The 18,420-nt window shown below is 72.1% G+C and carries 18 protein-coding genes and 1 riboswitch; of the genes, 13 read left to right on the forward strand and 5 right to left on the reverse strand.

The genetic code is table 11. From position 1 onward, the window contains the following. The 5 genes from ACZ4AA_RS25580 to ACZ4AA_RS25600 all read left to right on the forward strand — a co-directional run. The coding region (locus ACZ4AA_RS25580; RefSeq protein WP_467607291.1) for a flavodoxin-dependent (E)-4-hydroxy-3-methylbut-2-enyl-diphosphate synthase at positions 1-606 on the forward strand (606 nt) is incomplete at its 5' end. Between the two features lie 27 nt (positions 607-633). Continuing rightward, positions 634-2,586, forward strand: a complete 1,953-nt coding sequence (dxs, locus tag ACZ4AA_RS25585) for a 1-deoxy-D-xylulose-5-phosphate synthase (protein ID WP_467607294.1) — start codon at positions 634-636, stop codon at positions 2,584-2,586. Further along, complete coding sequence (locus ACZ4AA_RS25590) at positions 2,583-3,983, forward strand: aspartate aminotransferase family protein (protein WP_467607297.1); 1,401 nt, start codon at positions 2,583-2,585, stop codon at positions 3,981-3,983. The genes dxs and ACZ4AA_RS25590 overlap by 4 nt, the downstream gene beginning before the upstream one ends. 109 nt (positions 3,984-4,092) lie before the next feature. Beyond that, complete coding sequence (locus tag ACZ4AA_RS25595; protein WP_467607299.1) at positions 4,093-4,731, forward strand: helix-turn-helix domain-containing protein; 639 nt, start codon at positions 4,093-4,095, stop codon at positions 4,729-4,731. A 26-nt stretch (positions 4,732-4,757) separates the two neighbouring features. Further along, positions 4,758-4,874: a DUF6126 family protein gene (locus ACZ4AA_RS25600; RefSeq protein WP_148012225.1), complete on the forward strand. Its 117-nt coding sequence runs from the start codon at positions 4,758-4,760 to the stop codon at positions 4,872-4,874. Between the two features lie 22 nt (positions 4,875-4,896). Here the strand turns inward: ACZ4AA_RS25600 and ACZ4AA_RS25605 are convergent, their stop codons facing one another. Continuing rightward, positions 4,897-5,694 carry a tyrosine-protein phosphatase gene (locus tag ACZ4AA_RS25605; protein WP_467607302.1) on the reverse strand — a complete coding sequence of 266 codons (798 nt, stop codon included), beginning with the start codon at positions 5,692-5,694 and terminating at the stop codon, positions 4,897-4,899. A gap of 513 nt (positions 5,695-6,207) precedes the next feature. After that, positions 6,208-6,365: riboswitch (cyclic di-AMP (ydaO/yuaA leader) on the forward strand. A gap of 4 nt (positions 6,366-6,369) precedes the next feature. On the opposite strand from ACZ4AA_RS25605, the gene ACZ4AA_RS25610 reads away from it, so the two are divergent. Then, on the forward strand, positions 6,370-7,254 hold the full coding sequence (locus ACZ4AA_RS25610) for a M23 family metallopeptidase (RefSeq protein ID WP_467607305.1): 885 nt from the start codon (positions 6,370-6,372) through the stop codon (positions 7,252-7,254). Positions 7,255-7,546: 292 nt separating this feature from the next. Further along, on the forward strand, positions 7,547-8,332 hold the full coding sequence (locus tag ACZ4AA_RS25615; RefSeq protein WP_467607308.1) for an SGNH/GDSL hydrolase family protein: 786 nt from the start codon (positions 7,547-7,549) through the stop codon (positions 8,330-8,332). Between the two features lie 230 nt (positions 8,333-8,562). Here ACZ4AA_RS25615 and ACZ4AA_RS25620 read toward each other — a convergent pair whose 3' ends face one another. From ACZ4AA_RS25620 to ACZ4AA_RS25635, 4 genes are all read right to left on the reverse strand, one after another. Next, positions 8,563-9,183, reverse strand: a complete 621-nt coding sequence (locus ACZ4AA_RS25620; RefSeq protein WP_467607311.1) for a TetR/AcrR family transcriptional regulator — start codon at positions 9,181-9,183, stop codon at positions 8,563-8,565. Positions 9,184-9,276: 93 nt separating this feature from the next. Further along, on the reverse strand, positions 9,277-10,458 hold the full coding sequence (locus ACZ4AA_RS25625) for a glutamate dehydrogenase (protein ID WP_467607315.1): 1,182 nt from the start codon (positions 10,456-10,458) through the stop codon (positions 9,277-9,279). Next, on the reverse strand, positions 10,455-12,074 hold the full coding sequence (locus tag ACZ4AA_RS25630; protein WP_467607318.1) for a 5-guanidino-2-oxopentanoate decarboxylase: 1,620 nt from the start codon (positions 12,072-12,074) through the stop codon (positions 10,455-10,457). Before ACZ4AA_RS25630 ends, ACZ4AA_RS25625 begins: the two co-directional genes overlap by 4 nt. After that, positions 12,074-12,235 (reverse strand): hypothetical protein, encoded by a 162-nt coding sequence (locus tag ACZ4AA_RS25635; protein WP_467607322.1) that lies wholly within the window; start codon positions 12,233-12,235, stop codon positions 12,074-12,076. Before ACZ4AA_RS25635 ends, ACZ4AA_RS25630 begins: the two co-directional genes overlap by 1 nt. A 344-nt stretch (positions 12,236-12,579) precedes the next feature. Between ACZ4AA_RS25635 and ACZ4AA_RS25640 the strand changes: the two genes are divergently transcribed. The 6 genes from ACZ4AA_RS25640 to ACZ4AA_RS25665 all read left to right on the forward strand — a co-directional run bounded on the left by ACZ4AA_RS25640 (position 12,580) and on the right by ACZ4AA_RS25665 (position 18,346). After that, positions 12,580-13,800 carry an MBL fold metallo-hydrolase gene (locus ACZ4AA_RS25640; protein ID WP_467607325.1) on the forward strand — a complete coding sequence of 407 codons (1,221 nt, stop codon included), beginning with the start codon at positions 12,580-12,582 and terminating at the stop codon, positions 13,798-13,800. A gap of 345 nt (positions 13,801-14,145) precedes the next feature. Then, a complete protein-coding gene (locus ACZ4AA_RS25645; RefSeq protein ID WP_467607328.1) occupies positions 14,146-16,314 on the forward strand; it encodes an ATP-binding protein in 2,169 nt (722 codons plus the stop codon). Positions 16,315-16,376: 62 nt separating this feature from the next. Continuing rightward, on the forward strand, positions 16,377-16,811 hold the full coding sequence (locus ACZ4AA_RS25650; RefSeq protein ID WP_328445767.1) for a roadblock/LC7 domain-containing protein: 435 nt from the start codon (positions 16,377-16,379) through the stop codon (positions 16,809-16,811). Further along, positions 16,808-17,185: a DUF742 domain-containing protein gene (locus tag ACZ4AA_RS25655; protein WP_467607332.1), complete on the forward strand. Its 378-nt coding sequence runs from the start codon at positions 16,808-16,810 to the stop codon at positions 17,183-17,185. The genes ACZ4AA_RS25650 and ACZ4AA_RS25655 overlap by 4 nt, the downstream gene beginning before the upstream one ends. Then, positions 17,163-17,762, forward strand: a complete 600-nt coding sequence (locus ACZ4AA_RS25660; protein ID WP_467607336.1) for a GTP-binding protein — start codon at positions 17,163-17,165, stop codon at positions 17,760-17,762. The genes ACZ4AA_RS25655 and ACZ4AA_RS25660 overlap by 23 nt, the downstream gene beginning before the upstream one ends. Next, positions 17,759-18,346 (forward strand): GAF domain-containing protein, encoded by a 588-nt coding sequence (locus tag ACZ4AA_RS25665; RefSeq protein ID WP_467607339.1) that lies wholly within the window; start codon positions 17,759-17,761, stop codon positions 18,344-18,346. The genes ACZ4AA_RS25660 and ACZ4AA_RS25665 overlap by 4 nt, the downstream gene beginning before the upstream one ends. Positions 18,347-18,420: the final 74 nt, after the last annotated feature.

The following is an 18,420-nucleotide window of genomic DNA, read 5'->3' on the forward strand; positions in this document are numbered from 1 at the left end:
CGGGACATCAAGATCTCGGTCAAGCACAACGACCCCGTCGTCATGGTCAACGCCTACCGCCAGCTCTCCGCCGCCTGCGACTACCCGCTGCACCTGGGTGTCACCGAGGCGGGGCCGGCGTTCCAGGGCACCATCAAGTCGGCCGTGGCCTTCGGCGCCCTGCTCTCCGAGGGCATCGGCGACACCATCCGCGTGTCCCTGTCGGCCCCGCCGGTCGAGGAGGTCAAGGTCGGCCTCCAGATCCTCCAGTCGCTGAACCTGCGCCAGCGCGGCCTGGAGATCGTCTCCTGCCCGTCCTGCGGCCGCGCCCAGGTCGACGTCTACAAGCTGGCCGACGAGGTCACGGCCGGTCTGGAGGGCATGGAGGTCCCGCTCCGTGTCGCCGTCATGGGCTGTGTCGTCAACGGTCCGGGTGAGGCGCGGGAGGCGGACCTGGGTGTCGCCTCCGGCAACGGCAAGGGCCAGATCTTCGTCAAGGGCGAGGTCATCAAGACCGTCCCCGAGTCGAAGATCGTGGAGACCCTCATCGACGAGGCGATGAAGCTCGCCCAGCAGATGGAGAACGACGGCGTCGCGTCCGGGGAACCGGCCGTCACCGTGAGCTGATCAGCACGGACCGAGAGGGGGCCCGACGTGACGATTCTGGAGACCATCCGGGGACCACGCGACCTGAAGGCGCTGTCCGAGGCGGAAATCGGTGAACTGGCCGAAGAGGTGAGGGACTTCCTGGTGCACGCGGTCGCCAGGACCGGCGGTCACCTCGGACCCAATCTGGGAGTGGTGGAGCTGTCCATCGCCCTCCACCGGGTCTTCGAGTCGCCGGTCGACCGCATCCTGTGGGACACCGGCCACCAGAGCTATGTGCATAAATTGCTGACAGGACGTCAGGACTTCTCCAAGCTGCGGAGCAAGGGGGGCCTGTCCGGCTATCCCTCCCGCGAGGAGTCCGAACACGACGTCATCGAGAACAGCCACGCCTCCACGGCGCTCGGCTGGGCCGACGGGCTCGCCAAGGCCCGGCAGGTGCAGGGCGGGAAGGGCCATGTCGTCGCGGTCATCGGCGACGGCGCGCTGACCGGCGGCATGGCGTGGGAGGCGCTCAACAACATCGCCGCGGCCAAGGACCGCCCCCTGATCATCGTCGTCAACGACAACGAACGCTCCTACGCCCCGACCATCGGCGGACTCGCGAACCACCTCGCGACCCTGCGGACCACCGACAGCTACGAGCAGGTCCTCGCCTGGGGCAAGAAGGTCCTGCTGCGCACCCCCCTCGTCGGCAACACCATCTACGAGTCGCTGCACGGCGCCAAGAAGGGCTTCAAGGACGCCTTCGCCCCGCAGGGCATGTTCGAGGACCTCGGGCTCAAGTACGTCGGACCGATCGACGGCCACGACGTGAGAGCCGTGGAGTCCGCGCTGCGCCGCGCGAAACGCTTCCACGGACCCGTGCTCATCCACTGTCTGACGGAGAAGGGGCGCGGGTACGAACCGGCGATCGCGCACGAGGAGGACCACTTCCACACCGTCGGGGTGATGAACCCGCTCACCTGCGAACCCCTCGCGCCGTCCAACGGCCCGTCCTGGACCTCCGTGTTCGGCGAGGAGATCGTCAGGATCGGCGAGGAGCGCGCCGACGTCGTGGCCATCACGGCGGCCATGCTGCATCCGGTGGGGCTCGGGAAGTTCGCCGAGCGCTTCCCCGACCGGGTGTGGGACGTCGGCATCGCCGAGCAGCACGCCACGGTGTCCGCCGCCGGACTCGCCACCGGCGGCCTGCACCCCGTCGTCGCCGTGTACGCGACCTTCCTCAACCGGGCCTTCGACCAGCTCCTCATGGACGTGGCCCTGCACCGTTGCGGCGTGACCTTCGTCCTCGACCGGGCCGGGGTCACCGGTGTCGACGGCGCCTCGCACAACGGCATGTGGGACATGTCGATCCTCCAGGTCGTGCCCGGCCTCAGGATCGCCGCCCCGCGCGACGCCGACCAGCTCAAGGCCCAGCTGCGGGAGGCGGTCGCCGTGGACGACGCGCCGACCCTGATCCGCTTCCCCAAGGAGTCCGTCGGTCCTGTCGTCCCGGCGGTGGACCGGGTGGGCGGCCTCGACGTCCTGCACCGGGGCGAGCGTCCCGAGGTCCTGCTCGTCGCGGTCGGCGTCATGGCCCCGGTCTGCCTCCAGACCGCCGACCTGCTGGAGTCCCGCGGCATCGGCTGCACCGTCGTCGACCCGCGCTGGGTCAAGCCCGTCGACCCGGAGCTGCCCCGCCTCGCCGCCGCCCACAGACTCGTCGCGGTCGTCGAGGACAACAGCCGGGCCTCGGGCGTCGGCGCCGCCGTCGCGCTGGCCCTCGGCGACGCCGAAGTCGACGTACCCGTACGGCGGTTCGGCATCCCCGAACAGTTCCTCGCGCACGCCAAACGGTCCGAGGTGCTCGCCGACATCGGGCTCACGCCCGTGGAGATCGCCGGACGGATCAGCGCCGGGCTGGCCGTCAGGGACGAACGGGACAAGGCCGCGTACGAGCCGACGGAGGCCGCCGACCGGCAGGCCGAGGAAGAGTCGCCCAAGGAGAAACAGGCATGACCGACCCTGCCCAGAAGGGGGAGTTCGACCTCGGCGCACTCCTCGCCGAGCGCGGAGCCGAGCGTTACGAACTGCACACGAAGTACCTGAACCACCAGCTCCCGCGCATGCTGCACACCATCGGCTTCGACAAGGTCTACGAACGGGCCGAGGGCGCGCACTTCTGGGACGCCGAAGGCGACGACTACCTCGACATGCTCGCCGGCTTCGGGGTGATGGGCCTCGGCCGCCATCACCCCGTCGTCCGGCAGGCGCTCCACGACGTCCTCGACGCCTCGCTCGCCGACCTCACCCGCTTCGACTGCCAGCCGCTGCCGGGCCTGCTCGCCGAGCGGCTGCTCACCCACAGCCCGCACCTGGACCGGGTGTTCTTCGGCAACAGCGGCACGGAGGCCGTCGAGACCGCGCTGAAGTTCGCCCGGTACGCCACCGGCAGGCCGAGGATCCTGTACTGCTCCCACGCCTTCCACGGACTGACCACCGGCTCCCTGTCGGTGAACGGCGAGGACGGCTTCCGCGACGGCTTCGCCCCGCTGCTGCCCGACACGGCCGTCCCGCTCGGCGATCTCGACGCCCTGGCCGGGGAGCTGAAGAAGGGCGACGTCGCCGCGCTGATCGTGGAGCCGATCCAGGGCAAGGGCGTGCACGCGTCCCCGCCCGGATATCTGCGCGCCGCCCAGGACCTGCTCCACCGGCACAAGGCCCTGCTCATCGCGGACGAGGTGCAGACCGGCCTCGGACGGACCGGGGACTTCTACGCCTACCAGCACGAGGAGGGCGTCGAACCGGACCTGGTGTGCGTGGCCAAGGCGCTCTCCGGCGGCTATGTGCCGGTGGGCGCGACCCTCGGGAAGGACTGGATCTTCAAGAAGGTCTACTCCTCCATGGACCGGGTCCTCGTGCACTCGGCGAGCTTCGGCTCCAACGCGCAGGCCATGGCGGCGGGTCTCGCGGTGCTCTCCGTGATGGAGAACGAGCAGATCGTCGCCAACGCGCGGATCACCGGAGAACTGCTGAAGTCCCGGCTGGCGGCCCTGGTCGACCGCTACGAGCTGCTCAGCGAGGTGCGCGGGAGGGGGCTGATGATCGGCATCGAGTTCGGCCGGCCGGCGTCCCTGAAGCTGCGCAGCCGCTGGACCATGCTCCAGGCCGCGCGCAAGGGTCTGTTCGCGCAGATGGTCGTCGTACCGCTGCTCCAGCGGCACCGCATCCTCACCCAGGTCTCCGGCGACCACCTGGAGGTGATCAAGCTGATCCCGCCGCTGGTGATCGACGAGCGGGACGTCGACCGGTTCGTGGAGGCCTTCACGGCCGTGATGGAGGACGCCCACGGCGGCGGTGGGCTGATGTGGGACTTCGGGAAGACGCTGGTGAAGCAGGCGGTGGCCAACCGCTGAGACCCGGCCGTACCCACGGGCCGGCACGGCGGCCGGCGGGTACGGCCGAGCTTTTTGCCTCACGGGCAAGAAAATTGCCTCGCGGGCAATTGTTTGGCTCAATGGTCCTATGAGCCCCGCCGATCCAGGGGCGGCCGACGAGCCGTCCGCCGAGCTGCACGCCGTGGCACCCCGGCTCCGCGCCCTGCGCCGCGGCGCCTCCCTCACGCTGGAGGCCGCGGCCCGCGCCGCCGGGCTCTCGCCCGCCCACCTCTCCCGGCTGGAGACCGGCCAGCGCCAGCCCTCGCTGCCGATGCTGCTCACGCTCGCCCGTGTCTACGGTACGACGGTCTCCGAGCTGCTCGGCGAGGCGGTCCCCGATCGTGACGCGATCGTCCGGGCCGCCGACATGGAACCGGCCCCGGCCGGCGGCTGGACCTACTGGCAGGCGGGTTCCGCCGGCCGCGGCATGCAGGCGCTGCGGGTGCGGGTCCCGTACGGCTCGCAGGGCGACATCGTGCGCGTCCACCCGGGCGAGGAGTGGCTGTACGTCCTCCAGGGGCGGCTCGACCTGCGGCTCGGGGACACCGCGCACGTCCTGGCGCCGGGAGACAGCGCCCACTTCGACTCGCTGACCCCGCACCGCATCGCCGCCGCGGAACGCGACGGGGCCGAGCTCCTCTTCGTACACACCCTGCTTCAGAGCCCCGTCGCCGCGCTGTGCCTCGGTCCGGCGGCGGGCCACCCCACCCCGGGAGAGACGTCATGACCGAACCCACGGAACCCCGCCGGTCCATGGAGGACAAGTTCCCGCGCGCCCTGTGGGTGCGGCTGATCATCTACGTCGCCGTCGGCCATCTGTTCGCGGCCTTCATCTACCTGCTCTTCACGCTCGGCGCGCAGAACCAGTAGCGCCCCGGCCCCGGCGCGCGGCTCAGTCCAGGAGTCGCGCGCGCAGCCGTTCCCGCAGCTGGGGGGTCAGCCCCAGCCCCTGCTCCAGATAGGCCTCGACACCGCCCCAGGTCTCCTCGATCGTGTCGAACGCGGCCGTCAGGTACTCGGCGCGCGCGTCGAACAGCGGGCTGAGCAGTTCCATCACCTCGGGGGAGTAGGCGCCGGCCGAGGTATTGGTGCGGTGCACCTTGTAGCGGCGGTGCGCGGCGTTCGACTCCAGGTAGTCGGCCACGATCGCCTCGCGCTCGACGCCGAGGGCGAGCAGGGTGACCGCGATGGACAGTCCCGCGCGGTCCTTGCCCGCGGCGCAGTGCATCAGCGCGGGCACGCTGTCGTCGGCCAGGGCGTGCAGCACCTGGGAGTGCTCCGCCGTGCGCTCCCGGATGATCGCGCGGTACGAGCCGATCATCCGGTCCGCGCCCTTGTCGTCGCCGAGGAGCGCGCGCAGCTGGTCGATGTCGCCGTCGCGGACCATCTTCCAGAACTCGCTGCCGTCCGCCGGGTCGCTCAGCGGGAGGTTCACGTTCCGCACGCCCGGCAGTTCGACGTCCGGACCCTCCAGCTTCTGGTCGGCGGCGTTGCGGAAGTCGAAGATCGTGTGGAGTCCCAGGGAGGAGAGGAACGCGGCGTCCTCCTCCGTGGCGTGCGCGAGGTGCCCACTGCGGAACAGATGACCGTGGCGCACGCGCCGGCCGTCCACGGTGGGCAGTCCACCCACGTCGCGGAAGTTGCGCACTCCGCCGAGTTCGGGCTCGGTCGACGGGATCTGCTGCGTCACGGGGCTCCTCCTGTTCGGCCTCCGGCGTCGCCGGGCTGGACTCGGCGCCGCTCGTCGGCAGTTGTACCGGCTCGCGCTCTCGACGATACGACATGGGTTCCTCAGGCAATGAGTTATGTCTTCGTATGCATGTTCGAATCGATGGAGTTTCGACTCTCTATTCAAGAGAGGCGCTCGCAAGTGCCGGATATCCGCGAAAGGCTTATCTGCCCGTTCTGTCCGAATAAACACCTTCATGGCAACTGGCCCTGGAATAGGGCGCACTGGGGCGAGTCGCGTGAGGAGGGTCATATTCGTGACGATGCGTTGCCGTCCCCCTTTCTCAACGCGCCCGCTTTTCCGGGCGGGTTGAGATGTCCGGAAGATCGTCATTCCACGGAGGGTGACGGCGAATTCCGCATGGATCAAGAAAGGCGAGCGCACAGAAACCGCACATAGTTGTCGACGCGCTCTCATGTCGCTTACGTTCTGCCTCAATCCGGACGGACGCCCAATCCTGCCGCCGCCCGGAATTCCGCACACTCACCCGTACATGGCAGGAGCGGGGGACCCACAGGTTCCGTGCCTGGTCCGGTTTCCGGAACAGGCTAGGGGTACAGCCGCGCAGCAGCGCGACCGGGCATCTCCAGCCCGCACCCGACAGCTCACCCCGCAGGCGCCGGAGAGGAATTCGCCATGCCCGCGAAGGGTAAGCACCGCCGTCCCAAGTCCCTGCGTTTCACCCGCACGATCGCCGCGGCCGGCACCGGTGGCGCCGCACTCGCGCTGCCCCTGATGGGAGCCACGGGAGCCCACGCCGCGACCCAGGCCACCGTCGCGCAGCACGTCGAGAAGGCCGTCACCGCCGCCCCCGCCGCGAAGGCCGCCACGGCCGCCACGACGAAGACGTACGCGGTGAAGTCCGGGGACTACCTCTCGAAGATCGCCGACGAGCAGAACGTCAGCGGCGGTTGGAAGAAGATCTACTCCGACAACCGCTCCGCCATCGGCGGCGACCCGTCGCTGATCCACCCCGGTCTGAAGCTGTCGCTCGGCCACAGGGCCGCCTCCGCCGCCCACACGGCCACCCGGACATCGGCCCCGGCGACGTCCGAGGCGACCCCGGCCGCCGACAAGGCCGCGACCACCACCGCGTCCGCCAGCTCCTCCTCCGGCTACACCCTGCCGGTCGACAGCACCAGCATCGGCACCGGCTACAAGGTGCCCGGCAGCATGTGGTCCAGCGGCTACCACACCGGCGTGGACTTCGTGGTCCCGACCGGCACCACGATCAAGTCCATCGCCGCGGGCACCGTCGTCTCCGCGGGCTGGGGCGGCGCCTACGGCAACCAGGTCGTCATCCAGCACGCCGACGGCAAGTACTCCCAGTACGCCCACATGTCGTCGCTGTCCGTCTCCGCGGGCCAGACCGTGACCGAGGGCCAGCAGATCGGTCTCTCCGGCGCGACCGGCAACGTGACCGGACCGCACCTGCACTTCGAGATCCGCACCACGCCCGACTACGGCTCCGACGTCGACCCGGTGGCGTACCTGCGCTCGCACGGTGTCGCCGTGGGCTGACCCCCCACCTCCTGCTCCTGACGGCAGGACCAACTCCGGAGGCCGGACCCCAGATCCCCTGGGTCCGGCCTCCGGTGCGTCCGTGGCACCGGTGTCCGTGGCGCCGGTTTGCGGGGCATCCGGGCGATCGCTGCTTCAACATCCTTGATGCGGGCCTTATTCCGGAGTTGACCAATGCTTGGCGAGTGGCTTATCTCACCGCCCGTCAACTCTTCCCTACGGTCGCGTAGCTCACATCGAAAGGTGAATCATGCTCGATGTGGCAGACGATTCGAAGGATGACAACAGATCAGTGATCGGGTCGTACGTGGCGGTGGGGGACAGCTTCACCGAGGGCGTCGGCGACCCTGGGCCCGACGGGGCGTTCGTCGGCTGGGCGGACCGGTTCGCGGTACTTCTCGCGGACCGCAGGCCCGAAGGCGATTTCGACTACACCAATCTCGCGGTGCGCGGCAAACTGCTCGACCAGATCATCGAGACCCAGCTCCAGGAGGCCAAGGAACTCGGCCCGGACCTGGTCTCGTTCTGCGCCGGCGGCAACGACATCATCCGCCCCGGCACCGACCCCCACGAGGTCGCGGAGCGTTTCGAGCGCGCGGTCGCCGACCTCACCTCCGCCGTGGGCACCGTGATGGTGACCACCGGCTTCGACACCCGTGACGTCCCCGTGCTCAAGCACCTGCGCGGCAAGATCGCCACGTACAACGGACATGTGCGGGCCATCGCGGACCGCTACGGCTGTCCCGTTCTCGACCTCTGGTCCCTGAAGACGATCCAGGACCGCCGGGCCTGGGACGGCGACCGGCTGCACCTCTCTCCCGAGGGGCACACCCGGGTGGCGCTCCGCGCCGGGCAGGCCCTCGGCCTGGAGGTGCCGGCCGACCCGGACCAGCCCTGGCCGCTCCTCCCGCCGCGCGGCACGCTGGAGGTGCGCCGCGACAACATCCAGTGGGCGCGCGAGTATCTGGTCCCCTGGATCGGGCGACGGCTGCGCGGGGAGTCCTCGGGCGACCACGTGGAGGCCAAGGGGCCCCTCTCACCGGACGACATCAAGCTGCGCATCGAGTCGGTGGCCTGAACGGAGACCGGGCCCGGCCGGCGGGACAGACCTGCCCGGCCGGGCCCGGTGCCGTCACCGCCCCGGCCGGAGAACGACCCCGCGACGCCGCCCGAGACCCAGGGGAGTGCGGAGGAGCCGGGACGCGGGCCGGGCCGGACTTCACGCCCGTGCCTGCACCGGGCCCGAGCCCGCTCACCGGTGCAGAGCAGTCCCGTCGATGCCCTGCGACCTGATCCAAACGACAGGCCCTAGCGCACCGCCGCGATCAACGCCTCGCGTTCCAGGCCCAGTTCGCGGGCGAGGGCCTCGTCGACCCATTCCTGGGTCCGGGCCCGTGACACCCCGCCGGAGTACGCCGTCATCTGGACCGCAAGCCCGTCCAGCAGCGCCGTGAGCCTGAGGGCCGCACTCGCGGGGTCCGGGCAGCGGAACTCGCCGGCGGCCACGCCCTCCGCGATCACCTCGGTCATCGCGGCCTTCCACTGCCGGTCGAGACCGCGGGTGACCTCGCGCAGCGCGGGCTCGCGCAGGGCGACCGCCCAGCCCTCGATCCACAGGCGCCAGCCCTTGGCCTGCCCGGTCGGGGCGTACCACCGCACGGCGGCCCGAAGGCGTCGCAGTGCCGTCGTCCGGCGGCCGAGCAGTTTGCGCAGACGGGCGAGGTCGTCCTCGGCGGCATAGGTGAACGCGGCGGAGACCAGCTTCTCCTTGGTCGAGAAGTGGTACAGCACCAGCGCGTTGCTCACGCCCAGGGCCGAGGCCACGTCGGCGATGCGTACCGCCGCCACGCCCCGTGCCTCGATCTGTTCGACGGCGGCCCGCAGCAACTCCTCGCGCCGCTCCGCCACGCTCAACCGCACTCTCGCCACGCGGCAACCCTACACAGCCCGCACCGGAGAGACCCCGACAGGAGCTGGCACCTTGCCCGCGCCCGGCCCCCGGAGCCCCGCCGGGCCATGGCCTCAGCGGTACCAGCCGAACCGCTCCGCGATGACCGGCAGCCGGTCCGTGACGATGGCGTGGGCGGCGGCCCGCGGGGTCGTGCCGTCGGCCTCCGCGCGCGCGAGCGTCCGGTCGATCAGGGCGCGCATGGAACGCCGGGTGTGGGCGAACGCCTCGTCCGCGTCGGCGCCGATGTCCCCGAACAGGGTCCACCACCACCAGGCGTTCGTACCGGAGTTGACCACGACGTCCGGCAGGACGGTGATCCCGCGCGCGGCGAGCAGCTCCTCCGCGTCCGCCAGGACGGGCATGTTGGCCGCCTCGACGATCCAACGGGCCGTGATCTCCCGCTGGTTCGCCGTGTCGATCGCGTACGAGACGGCGGCCGGCACCAGCACCTCCACGTCGGCGGACAGCCAGGCGTCACCGGGGAGTTCACGGTCCGCCGGGCGCAGCACCCCGCGGTCGACCGTTCCGTACGCGTCCCGGGCCCCGAGCAGGGCGTCGACATCGAGGCCGTCCGGGTTGGCGATGGTCCCCTTGATGTCGGCGACGGCCACGACCTCGAGTCCCGCGCGCGCGAGGAAGCGCGCGGTGGCCCCGCCCATGGTGCCGAGCCCCTGCACGGCGACACGCGTTCCCGCGTATGGCGTTCCGGCCCGGTCCAGCGCGGCGAGCACCGACTCGGCGACGCCGCAGCCGCCGACCAGTTCGTCGAGTCCGATGCCGTCGACCTCGACGGCGAAGGCGTCCGCGAGCCGCCTGCGGGCCGCCGCCTCGTCGTCGAGCAGCGGGTAGACGGCCTGGATGGACGAGACGAGGCCGGCCTCGGCGGCGGCCCGGTCGACCAGGTCCTGGCTGAGCCCGAGGTCCTCGCCGGTGGTCCAGAAGGACTCGATGTAGGGGCGCATCGCGCGGAGATAGCGCACGAGCAGGCCGTACGCCGCCGGGTCCTGGGGATCGCAGTCGATGCCGCCCTTGGCGCCGCCCAGCGGGATGTACCGGCCCTCGGGGTTGTAGTGCAGCGCTTCCTTCATCGTCATGCCGCGGGCGAGTCCGGTGACCTCCTCCAGCGTGCACCCGGGCCGCATCCGCAGGCCCCCGCTGGAGACACCCCGTACGAGCCGGTCGACGACGAGGAACCCCGGACGGCCGGTGACATGGTCCGTCCAGGTGAGCGTCATCAGGGGGGCGGCGGTCATCGGGTCTCCTCGGGGACGGCGATCAGGGTGGGGCCTGGGGTGCGCAGGGCCTCGGCGAGCGCGGCGCTCAGCTCGTCCGGGCCGTACACGTGCGTGCCCTGTCCTCCGTAGGCGCGGGCCAGGGCGGGCAGGTCGACCGGAGCGAGGTCGACGGCCGTGGGCGTGTCGCCCCGGGCGGCCATCTCGTCGCGGATCTCCCCGTAGCCGCCGTTGTCGAACACCACGACGGGCAGCGGGAGACCGAGCTGTACCGCGGTCGCCAGTTCCTGCACGGTGAACTGGAGGCCGCCGTCCCCGCTGAGCGCCACGACCTCGCGGCCGGGGCACGCCGCCTTGGCTCCGATCGCCGCGGGCAGAGCGTAGCCGAGGGTGCCGTAGCCGGTCGGGTGAAGATAGCGGCCCTCGGGTCCGAGCGCGAGGTGGGGGAGCGCTCCGTAGTAGCAGCACTGGGCGCTGTCCGAGGTGATCACGGCGTCGTCGGGCAGCACGGAACGGACGGCCCGCAGGTACGGGATCCAGCGGGCGTCGCGGTCGGCGGTCTCGGCGTTCCGCGCGGCCCGCAGCGCCTCCGCCCGCAGGGCGGCCTCCTGGCCGGGCACGCGCGCGTGCGGGACGCCGTCGCCGGATCCCTCGACGGTGGCGAGCAGTGCCGTCAGGGTGAGCCGGGCGTCGCCGACGACGGCGATGTCCGTGGTGGGGCCCGCGTACATCTGGTCCGGGTCGAGGTCCGCGCGGATCAGGGTGCCGTCGAGGGCCGGCGGTGCCGACCAGAAGTCGGACTCGGCGAGTTCGGTGCCCACGGCGAGCACGGCGTCGCGTCGTGCGAGCCAGTTCCGCACCGAGGGACTGTGCAGCGACACGCCGAGGGCCAGCGGATGGCTCTCCGGGACGATCCCCTTGCCGTTGGCCGTGGTGACGACGGGGGCGCCCAGCGTCTCGGCGAGGGCCAGCGCGGGGACGGCGGCGCCGCGCGCCCCGCCGCCGAGGATGAGGGCCGGACGGCGGGCCTCGCGCAGCGCCCGGGCGGCCCGCTCCACGGCCTCCGTGGCCGGGGCGAGGGGAGTGAGAGGCGGGGAGAGGCGGACGGGACCGGTCTCCTCGGCGGCCTCCAGCAGATCGAGGGGGATCTCGATGTGCGCGGGCCGCGGCCGGCCGGTGCGGAAGAGGGTGAAGGCGCGGGCCACCGCCGCGTCGATCTCGGCGACCGAGGACACGCGGTGACTGAACGCGGCCACGCCCCGCAGGGCCTCGGTCTGGCTGCGGGTCTCGTGCAGCAGACCGGTGGCCAGCCGTGGGTGGCGCAGGGGCATCCCGGGGGAGACCACGAGCAGCGGCACGCTGTCCGCGTAGGCCTGGCCGACGGCCGCCGCCGCGTTCAGCAGGGCGGGTCCGGTCGTGGTGATCACGACACCGGGACGCCCCGTCACGCGCGCGTAGCCGTCGGCGGCGTATCCGGCGCCCTGTTCGTGGCGCGTCAGGATGTGCCGGACGCCGTACGCGGACAGGTGGCGGTAGATCTCCAGGTTGTGCGTTCCGGGGATGCCGAAGGCCCGGGTCACCGCGTGTCCGGACAGCGCGCGGACGAGGGCCTCGCCGCCGGTGATCGTCTCGCCCATCACAGGCTCCGCGCGGCGGCGCGCCGCTCGGTGTGCGGGGCGCCCGCGGCCGTGGCCGGGTCGGCGGGGAGGTCGGACACGGTGTCTCCAGACGGGGAAGGGCCGGCGCGGCCGTCGGCCGCGGTGTGCGTGCCGGCGGCGGTCGGACCGACGGTACGCACACTGACTACTGAACCACGAGTCAGTATTGGAAGAGGTGTCGGGTCATGTCAAACGTGCGAGCGGCCGTCGCCGGAGGCGCCGGGCGGCCCGGCGCGGCGCCCGGGGCGGCTCGGTACGACCGGGCCCGCACCCGGCACGGCAGGTCCGGGTGCGGGCCGGCGACGGGCGCGGGGGCGCGATCGCACCCGGAAACGCCTCCCCGGAGCGGAAGAAGCGGGGGCGCGACGGGGTTGAGCACATACGGACCCAGGGCCACGGACATCGCGTAGTGACCGGGGTGACCCGGCGCTGTCAGAGGCGACGACCATAATGAAAGCCTGACCGACTCCATCTGGAGGTATCCGTGACCGGTTTCCGTACCCTGAGCTCCGGGCTCCGCGCGCTGCGGCCCGCCGCCTTCGGCGCGGATCCGGCTGGTGCGCGTATGCGACGCATCCGCAGCTCGCCGAATTTCGCGGACGGAGTCTTCCAGAACCCCGAGACCGCCCGCACCCGCCCCGACGGCTCCATGGTGGAGTTCGCGAAGGTCTACTTCCGCAGCGAGGAGCGGGCGCACCGCTCCCCGGCCGGGACCGTGCCGGTGCACGCGACGACCCTCGCCGACCTGGCCAGGCCCGCCGCGACCGGGCTGCGGCTGACCTGGATGGGGCACTCCAGCGTCCTCGCCGAGATCGACGGCCACCGGGTCCTGTTCGACCCGGTCTGGGGCGAGCGCTGTTCGCCGTTCGCCTTCGCCGGTCCCAAGCGGCTCCACCCGGTTCCCCTGCCGCTCGCCGCGCTCGGCCCGGTCGACGTGGTGGTGATCTCGCACGACCACTACGACCACCTGGACATGCCCACGATCAAGGAGCTCGGCGGCACGGACACCGTGTTCGCCGTACCGCTGGGCGTCGGAGCCCACCTGGAGCACTGGGGCATCGCCGCCGAGCGGATCCGCGAGCTGGACTGGAACGAGTCGGCCAAGGTCGGCGGGATCACCCTGACGGCCACACCGGCGCGCCACTTCTGCGGGCGCGGCCTGCGCAACACCCAGCACACCCTCTGGGCGTCCTGGGTCGCCGAGGGCGACGAGCACCGGATCTACCACAGCGGCGACACCGGCTACTTCCAGGGCTTCAAGGACATCGGCGCCGCCCACGGCCCGTTCGACGCCACGATGATCCAGATCGGCGCGTACAGCGACTTCTGGCCCGACATCCACATGACGCCCCAGGAAGGGATGCGCTCCCATCTGGACCTCCAGGGCGGGCGGCCCTCCGGAGTGATGCTGCCGATCCACTGGGGCACGTTCAACCTCTCGACCCACGCCTGGGCCGACCCGGGCGAGGGCACGCTGGCCGCCGCCCGCGCGGTGGGAGCGCGGGTCGCGCTGCCCCGCCCCGGTGAGCCCTTCGAGCCCACGACCGAGACCGTCCCCTCGGAGCCGTGGTGGAGGGGTGTGGCGCGCGCGCCCGAGGGCGGCTGGCCGGCCGTCGAGGAGGCCGTCACCGACAACACGCCGGGTGACATCGCGGACGGCTCGGCGGAAGGCACCGGCGAGCCCGAAACGGTGCCCGCGGGCTGATCCACCGACCTGTGGCGAGGGCCGGGGAGCGTGATGCTCCCCGGCCCTCGCGGTTTGCTTGTGACCGCTTCCGACCAGCCCTGATCGGATCCGAGGGGCGGCGCGAACATGCGTCCGACAGGCTTATCGGTCAGCCGTGCGACAGCTCATACCAGAGCGGGACGCCACCGGGGGGAGTTTGTCAACAGCCCACCGCACATGATGCGTTGGCGACTACTGTCAGTTGCCGACGGGCGACGCAGGGCCGATTTTTTCGGCTCTCTCGACCGGCACCGCGACGACGAGGCCCGAGTCGCGGAACCGCGGGAGCTCCACGCCCCCGACGCATCCAGTACGAGGACGCCGATGTCTCACCTCCGCGCACCGGCCGTACGCGCAGACCGCCGCGAGGGCGGGCGGCACGGCCGTCCGGCCGCCCGCGCCACCGCCGCGCCGCCCGAGACGCACCTGCGGTCCCAGCTGCTGCGCCTCGCGGTCCTGCCGCCGACCGCCGTGGCCCTCAGCGCGTGCGCCGCCGTACTGTTCACCGTCCGCTCCACCGGAGCCCGGCCCGGCCCCGTCCTGTGGGCCGTCCTCGCCGGAGCCGTGGGTGTCACCCTGGCCGGCATCCTGATCGCCGCCGTGGCCGCGAACCGCGCCGCCGCCTCCGTACGCGACCGCGTGGCGGCCCTGCGCCGCACGAGCGCCCGCACCGAGACCGAGCTGCGCGAGGTCGTCGAGGGGCTGCGCCGCGGCGAGGACCCGCCCGCGCGCAAGAAGCGCCGCCGCCCGCCCGCGGACGCCGACGACTTCGAACTGCTCGCCGCCGACCTCTCCCGGGCCCACGACGGCGCCGTCACCGCCGTCGTGCAGGCCTCGCGGCTCTCCAGCCAGGCGGGCAGCGAACAGAAGGTCGAGGTCTTCGTCAATCTGGCCCGGCGCCTCCAGTCCCTCGTGCACCGCGAGATCTCCCTCCTCGACGAGCTGGAGAACGAGATCGAGGACCCGGACCTCCTCAAGGGCCTCTTCCACGTCGACCACCTGGCCACCCGCATCCGGCGCCACGCCGAGAACCTCGCCGTGCTCGGCGGCGCCGTCTCGCGCCGCCAGTGGAGCAACCCCGTCTCCATGACCGAGGTGCTGCGCTCCGCGATCGCCGAGGTCGAGCAGTACGCACGGGTCAAACTGGTGCCCCCGATCGAGGGCACCCTGCGCGGCCACGCCGTCGCCGACGTCATCCACCTGCTCGCCGAACTCGTCGAGAACGCCACCCTGTTCTCCGCCCCGCACACCCAGGTGCTCCTGCGCGTCGACCACGTCACCTCGGGCCTGGCCATCGAGGTGGAGGACCGCGGGCTCGGCATGCAGGCGGACGAACAGGACCGGATGAACGCCCTGCTCGCCGACCCCGACCAGGTCAACGTCGCCGGACTGCTCCAGGACGGGCGCATCGGCCTGTTCGTCGTCTCGCAGCTCGCCCGCAGACACGGCATCCACGTACGGCTCCAGAACAACATCTACGGCGGTGTCCAGGCCGTACTCGTGGTCCCGCAGGACCTGTCGGGGGCGGCGCCGGACGCCGGCGAGGGCGAAGGCGTCGCCGGGGCACTCGCGCCGGTGAACGGGACGGGCGGCGGGACGCACGGGGGGCACCGGCCCGCTCTCGGCCCCGGGCCCGCCCGTACGCCGCCGGCGCAGGTCCCGGTCCTTCCCGGCGGCGGACACCGGACGGCCCCCCTGGTGCCACGGCAGTCGCCGCGCGAGCCGGTGCCAGGGCGCGCACGGGCGGAACGCACGTCTCCGGGCGGCGCCGACGGATCGGCCGGGACGCACGGCGCCACACCGCTCCCCGTGCGCGGCGCCCGGGACACACGGCCCAATCCCGCCGAGGCCGTCCCCGGCATCCGCCCCGAGGACCGGCTCACCGCCGCCGAGAACGCGGTCATGCCGCCCACACCCCGCGCCGGTGTCGTGCGCGGCACCATGGGCAAGCCCAACCTGCCCAAGCGGCGCGCCCAGGAGCACATGGTTCCGCAGCTGCGCGAGGGACAGGCGCCCCGCCCGGTCCCGGAACACCCGGTCGGACACGACCCGGGGCTCATGGCGGCGTTCCAGCGCGGAATCGGACTCGCGGAGGCCGCCCCCGCGGAAGGGGCGGGCCTGGAGCCGCACGAGCCGTCCCGCGGCCCGTCGCCCGCACCGGGCGCCCCGGCGTCGTTCCCGGACCGGCCGCGCCTGGAGGCACCGGGCGAAAGCGGCACGGTCCACCCGGTCAGGACCCGCCGCGAGCCGCCCACGGGCACCTCCGCCGACGCCGGCGACCCGCTGGACGTACCCCTTCGTGACGCGCCTTCGGACGCACCCTTGGACGCACCTCTGGACGCGCCTCGAAGGGTTCCCCCGGAGGACGGCACACCGGCGCCACACCCGGGTCCCTCGCGCGCCCCGCACGCACGGGCACCGCACGGAGCCCACGACCTCGCCCCCGGTCACGACCTCACCACCCGGCACGACGGGAGCACACCGGCCGGATGACGACCCCCGCACCCACCCCCACCGCTCCCGCAGACCTTCGTACCCCAAGGAGTCGATCCCCCATGGCGAGCGATGCGCCGACCGGCCACGTGTCCGACCTCGACTGGCTGATGAGCGGCCTCGTCCAGCGCGTACCCCACACCACGAGCGCCGTACTGCTCTCCAGCGACGGGCTCGTGAAGTCCGTCCACGGCCTCGACCCGGACAGCGCCGACCACATGGCGGCGCTCGCCTGCGGCCTCTACGCCCTCGGGCGCAGCGCCGGCGTGCGCTTCGGGGACGGCGGTGAGGTGCGCCAGGTCGTCGTCGAACTCGACTCGACCCTGCTGTTCGTCTCCACCGCCGGCTCCGGGACCTGTCTCGCCGTGCTCGCGGGCCGCGAGGCCGACGCGGCCGTCCTCGGCTACGAGATGGCGATGCTGGTCAAGAGCGTCCGGCCCTATCTGGTCACCGCGCCCCGGCAGCACGCCGTCGAACCCTCGGCGATGAGGTCTTGAAGGGGGCCGCGGCCGGCGACGGGCCCTGGCTCGACGACGCGGCGGGACGCCTGGTGCGCCCCTACACCGTCAGCGGCGGCCGCACCAGGCCGAGCACGGCGCTCGACCTCCTCTCACAGGTCATGGCCACAGGAGCCACACCCCTCGGCTACCTCGGCCCCGAGCACAGCCAGGCGCTCGAACGCTGCCGGGCACCGGTCTCGGTGGCGGAGGTCGCCGCCCATCTGAAGCTGCCGGCAGCGGTCACCAAGGTGCTGCTGTCGGACCTCGTCGACTGCGGGGCGCTCACCACGAAGCCCCCGCGGTTCCACCACAACCCCACTGACCGATCCCTTCTGGAGGCAGTGCTCGATGGACTACGACGACAGCTCTGACCCCTTCCCCACCGCGCTGAAGATCCTGGTGGCGGGAGGGTTCGGGGTCGGCAAGACGACGTTCGTCGGCGCGGTGAGCGAGATCGCGCCGCTCAGCACGGAGGAGCTGCTGACCACGGTCAGTGCCGCGACCGACCGGCTCGACGGGATCGAGAACAAGGTCGAGACGACCGTCGCGATGGACTTCGGACGCATAACCCTCGACCCGGAACATGTGCTCTATCTGTTCGGCACACCCGGGCAGGAGCGGTTCTGGTTCATGTGGGACGAGCTCTCCGACGGCGCGCTCGGCGCGGTGATCCTCGCCGACACCCGGCGCCTGGAGGACTGCTTCGCGGCCGTCGACTTCTTCGAACAGCGCGGTCTGGCGTTCATCGTCGCGGTCAACGAGTTCGACGGCTCCCACCGCTACGACCCGGCCGAGGTGCGCGCCGCCATCGACCTCGACCCGGGGATCCCCGTCATCTGCTGCGACGCCCGGATCTCCAGCTCCGGGGTGCAGACCCTGCTCACCCTGGTCCGTCACCTCCTCGCCCACGCGCCCGCCCACTCCCCGAGCCATGGAGCCCGTGCATGAGTTACGACCCGCCGCGGGCGGGCGGTCGTCTGCTGCTGACACCGCAGGACAAGGACGCTCCCGCCCGGGTGCGACGGCTGCGCCGGCTGGGCCTCGGGGAGCGCTCCGAGCCCGTCCTCGACGCCTTCGCCGACCGCCTCGCCCAGATCGCCGCCGCGCCGTTCGCGATGGTCAACTTCATCGACGAGCAGCAGCAGTTCTTCGCCGGTCTGCGCACCCCGTACGGCGGTGCGGGCGGCGGCCGTCTCGTGGCCGCCGCGGACGGGAACGAGCTCGAACTGGGCCGCTACATGGCGCGGGACCACGGCTTCTGCCCCCATGTGGTGGTGCGCCGCAAGGCGCTCGTCCTGGAGGACGTCTGCGACTACCCGCGCTTCGCCGGGAATCCGGTCGTCGACGAGTTCGGCGTCCGCTCCTACCTCGGCGCCCCGCTGCTCGACCGCAGCGGCATCGCCCTCGGCACGATCTGTGTCGTGGACACCGGGCCGCGCCCCTGGGGAAGGGCGGGCCTGGAGACCATCAAGGCGATGGCGGCCGAGCTGACCGGGCAGCTCGAACGGCGGGAAGAGGCGCACGGGATCTGACGACGCGCCGGGGCGCGGGTCCGGCCCTCCCGGCCGCCCGGGACTCATCCTGTGAGGTATGCCGGACCCCAGCG

The sequence above is a fragment of the Streptomyces sp. NPDC024698 genome (assembly GCF_055559015.1).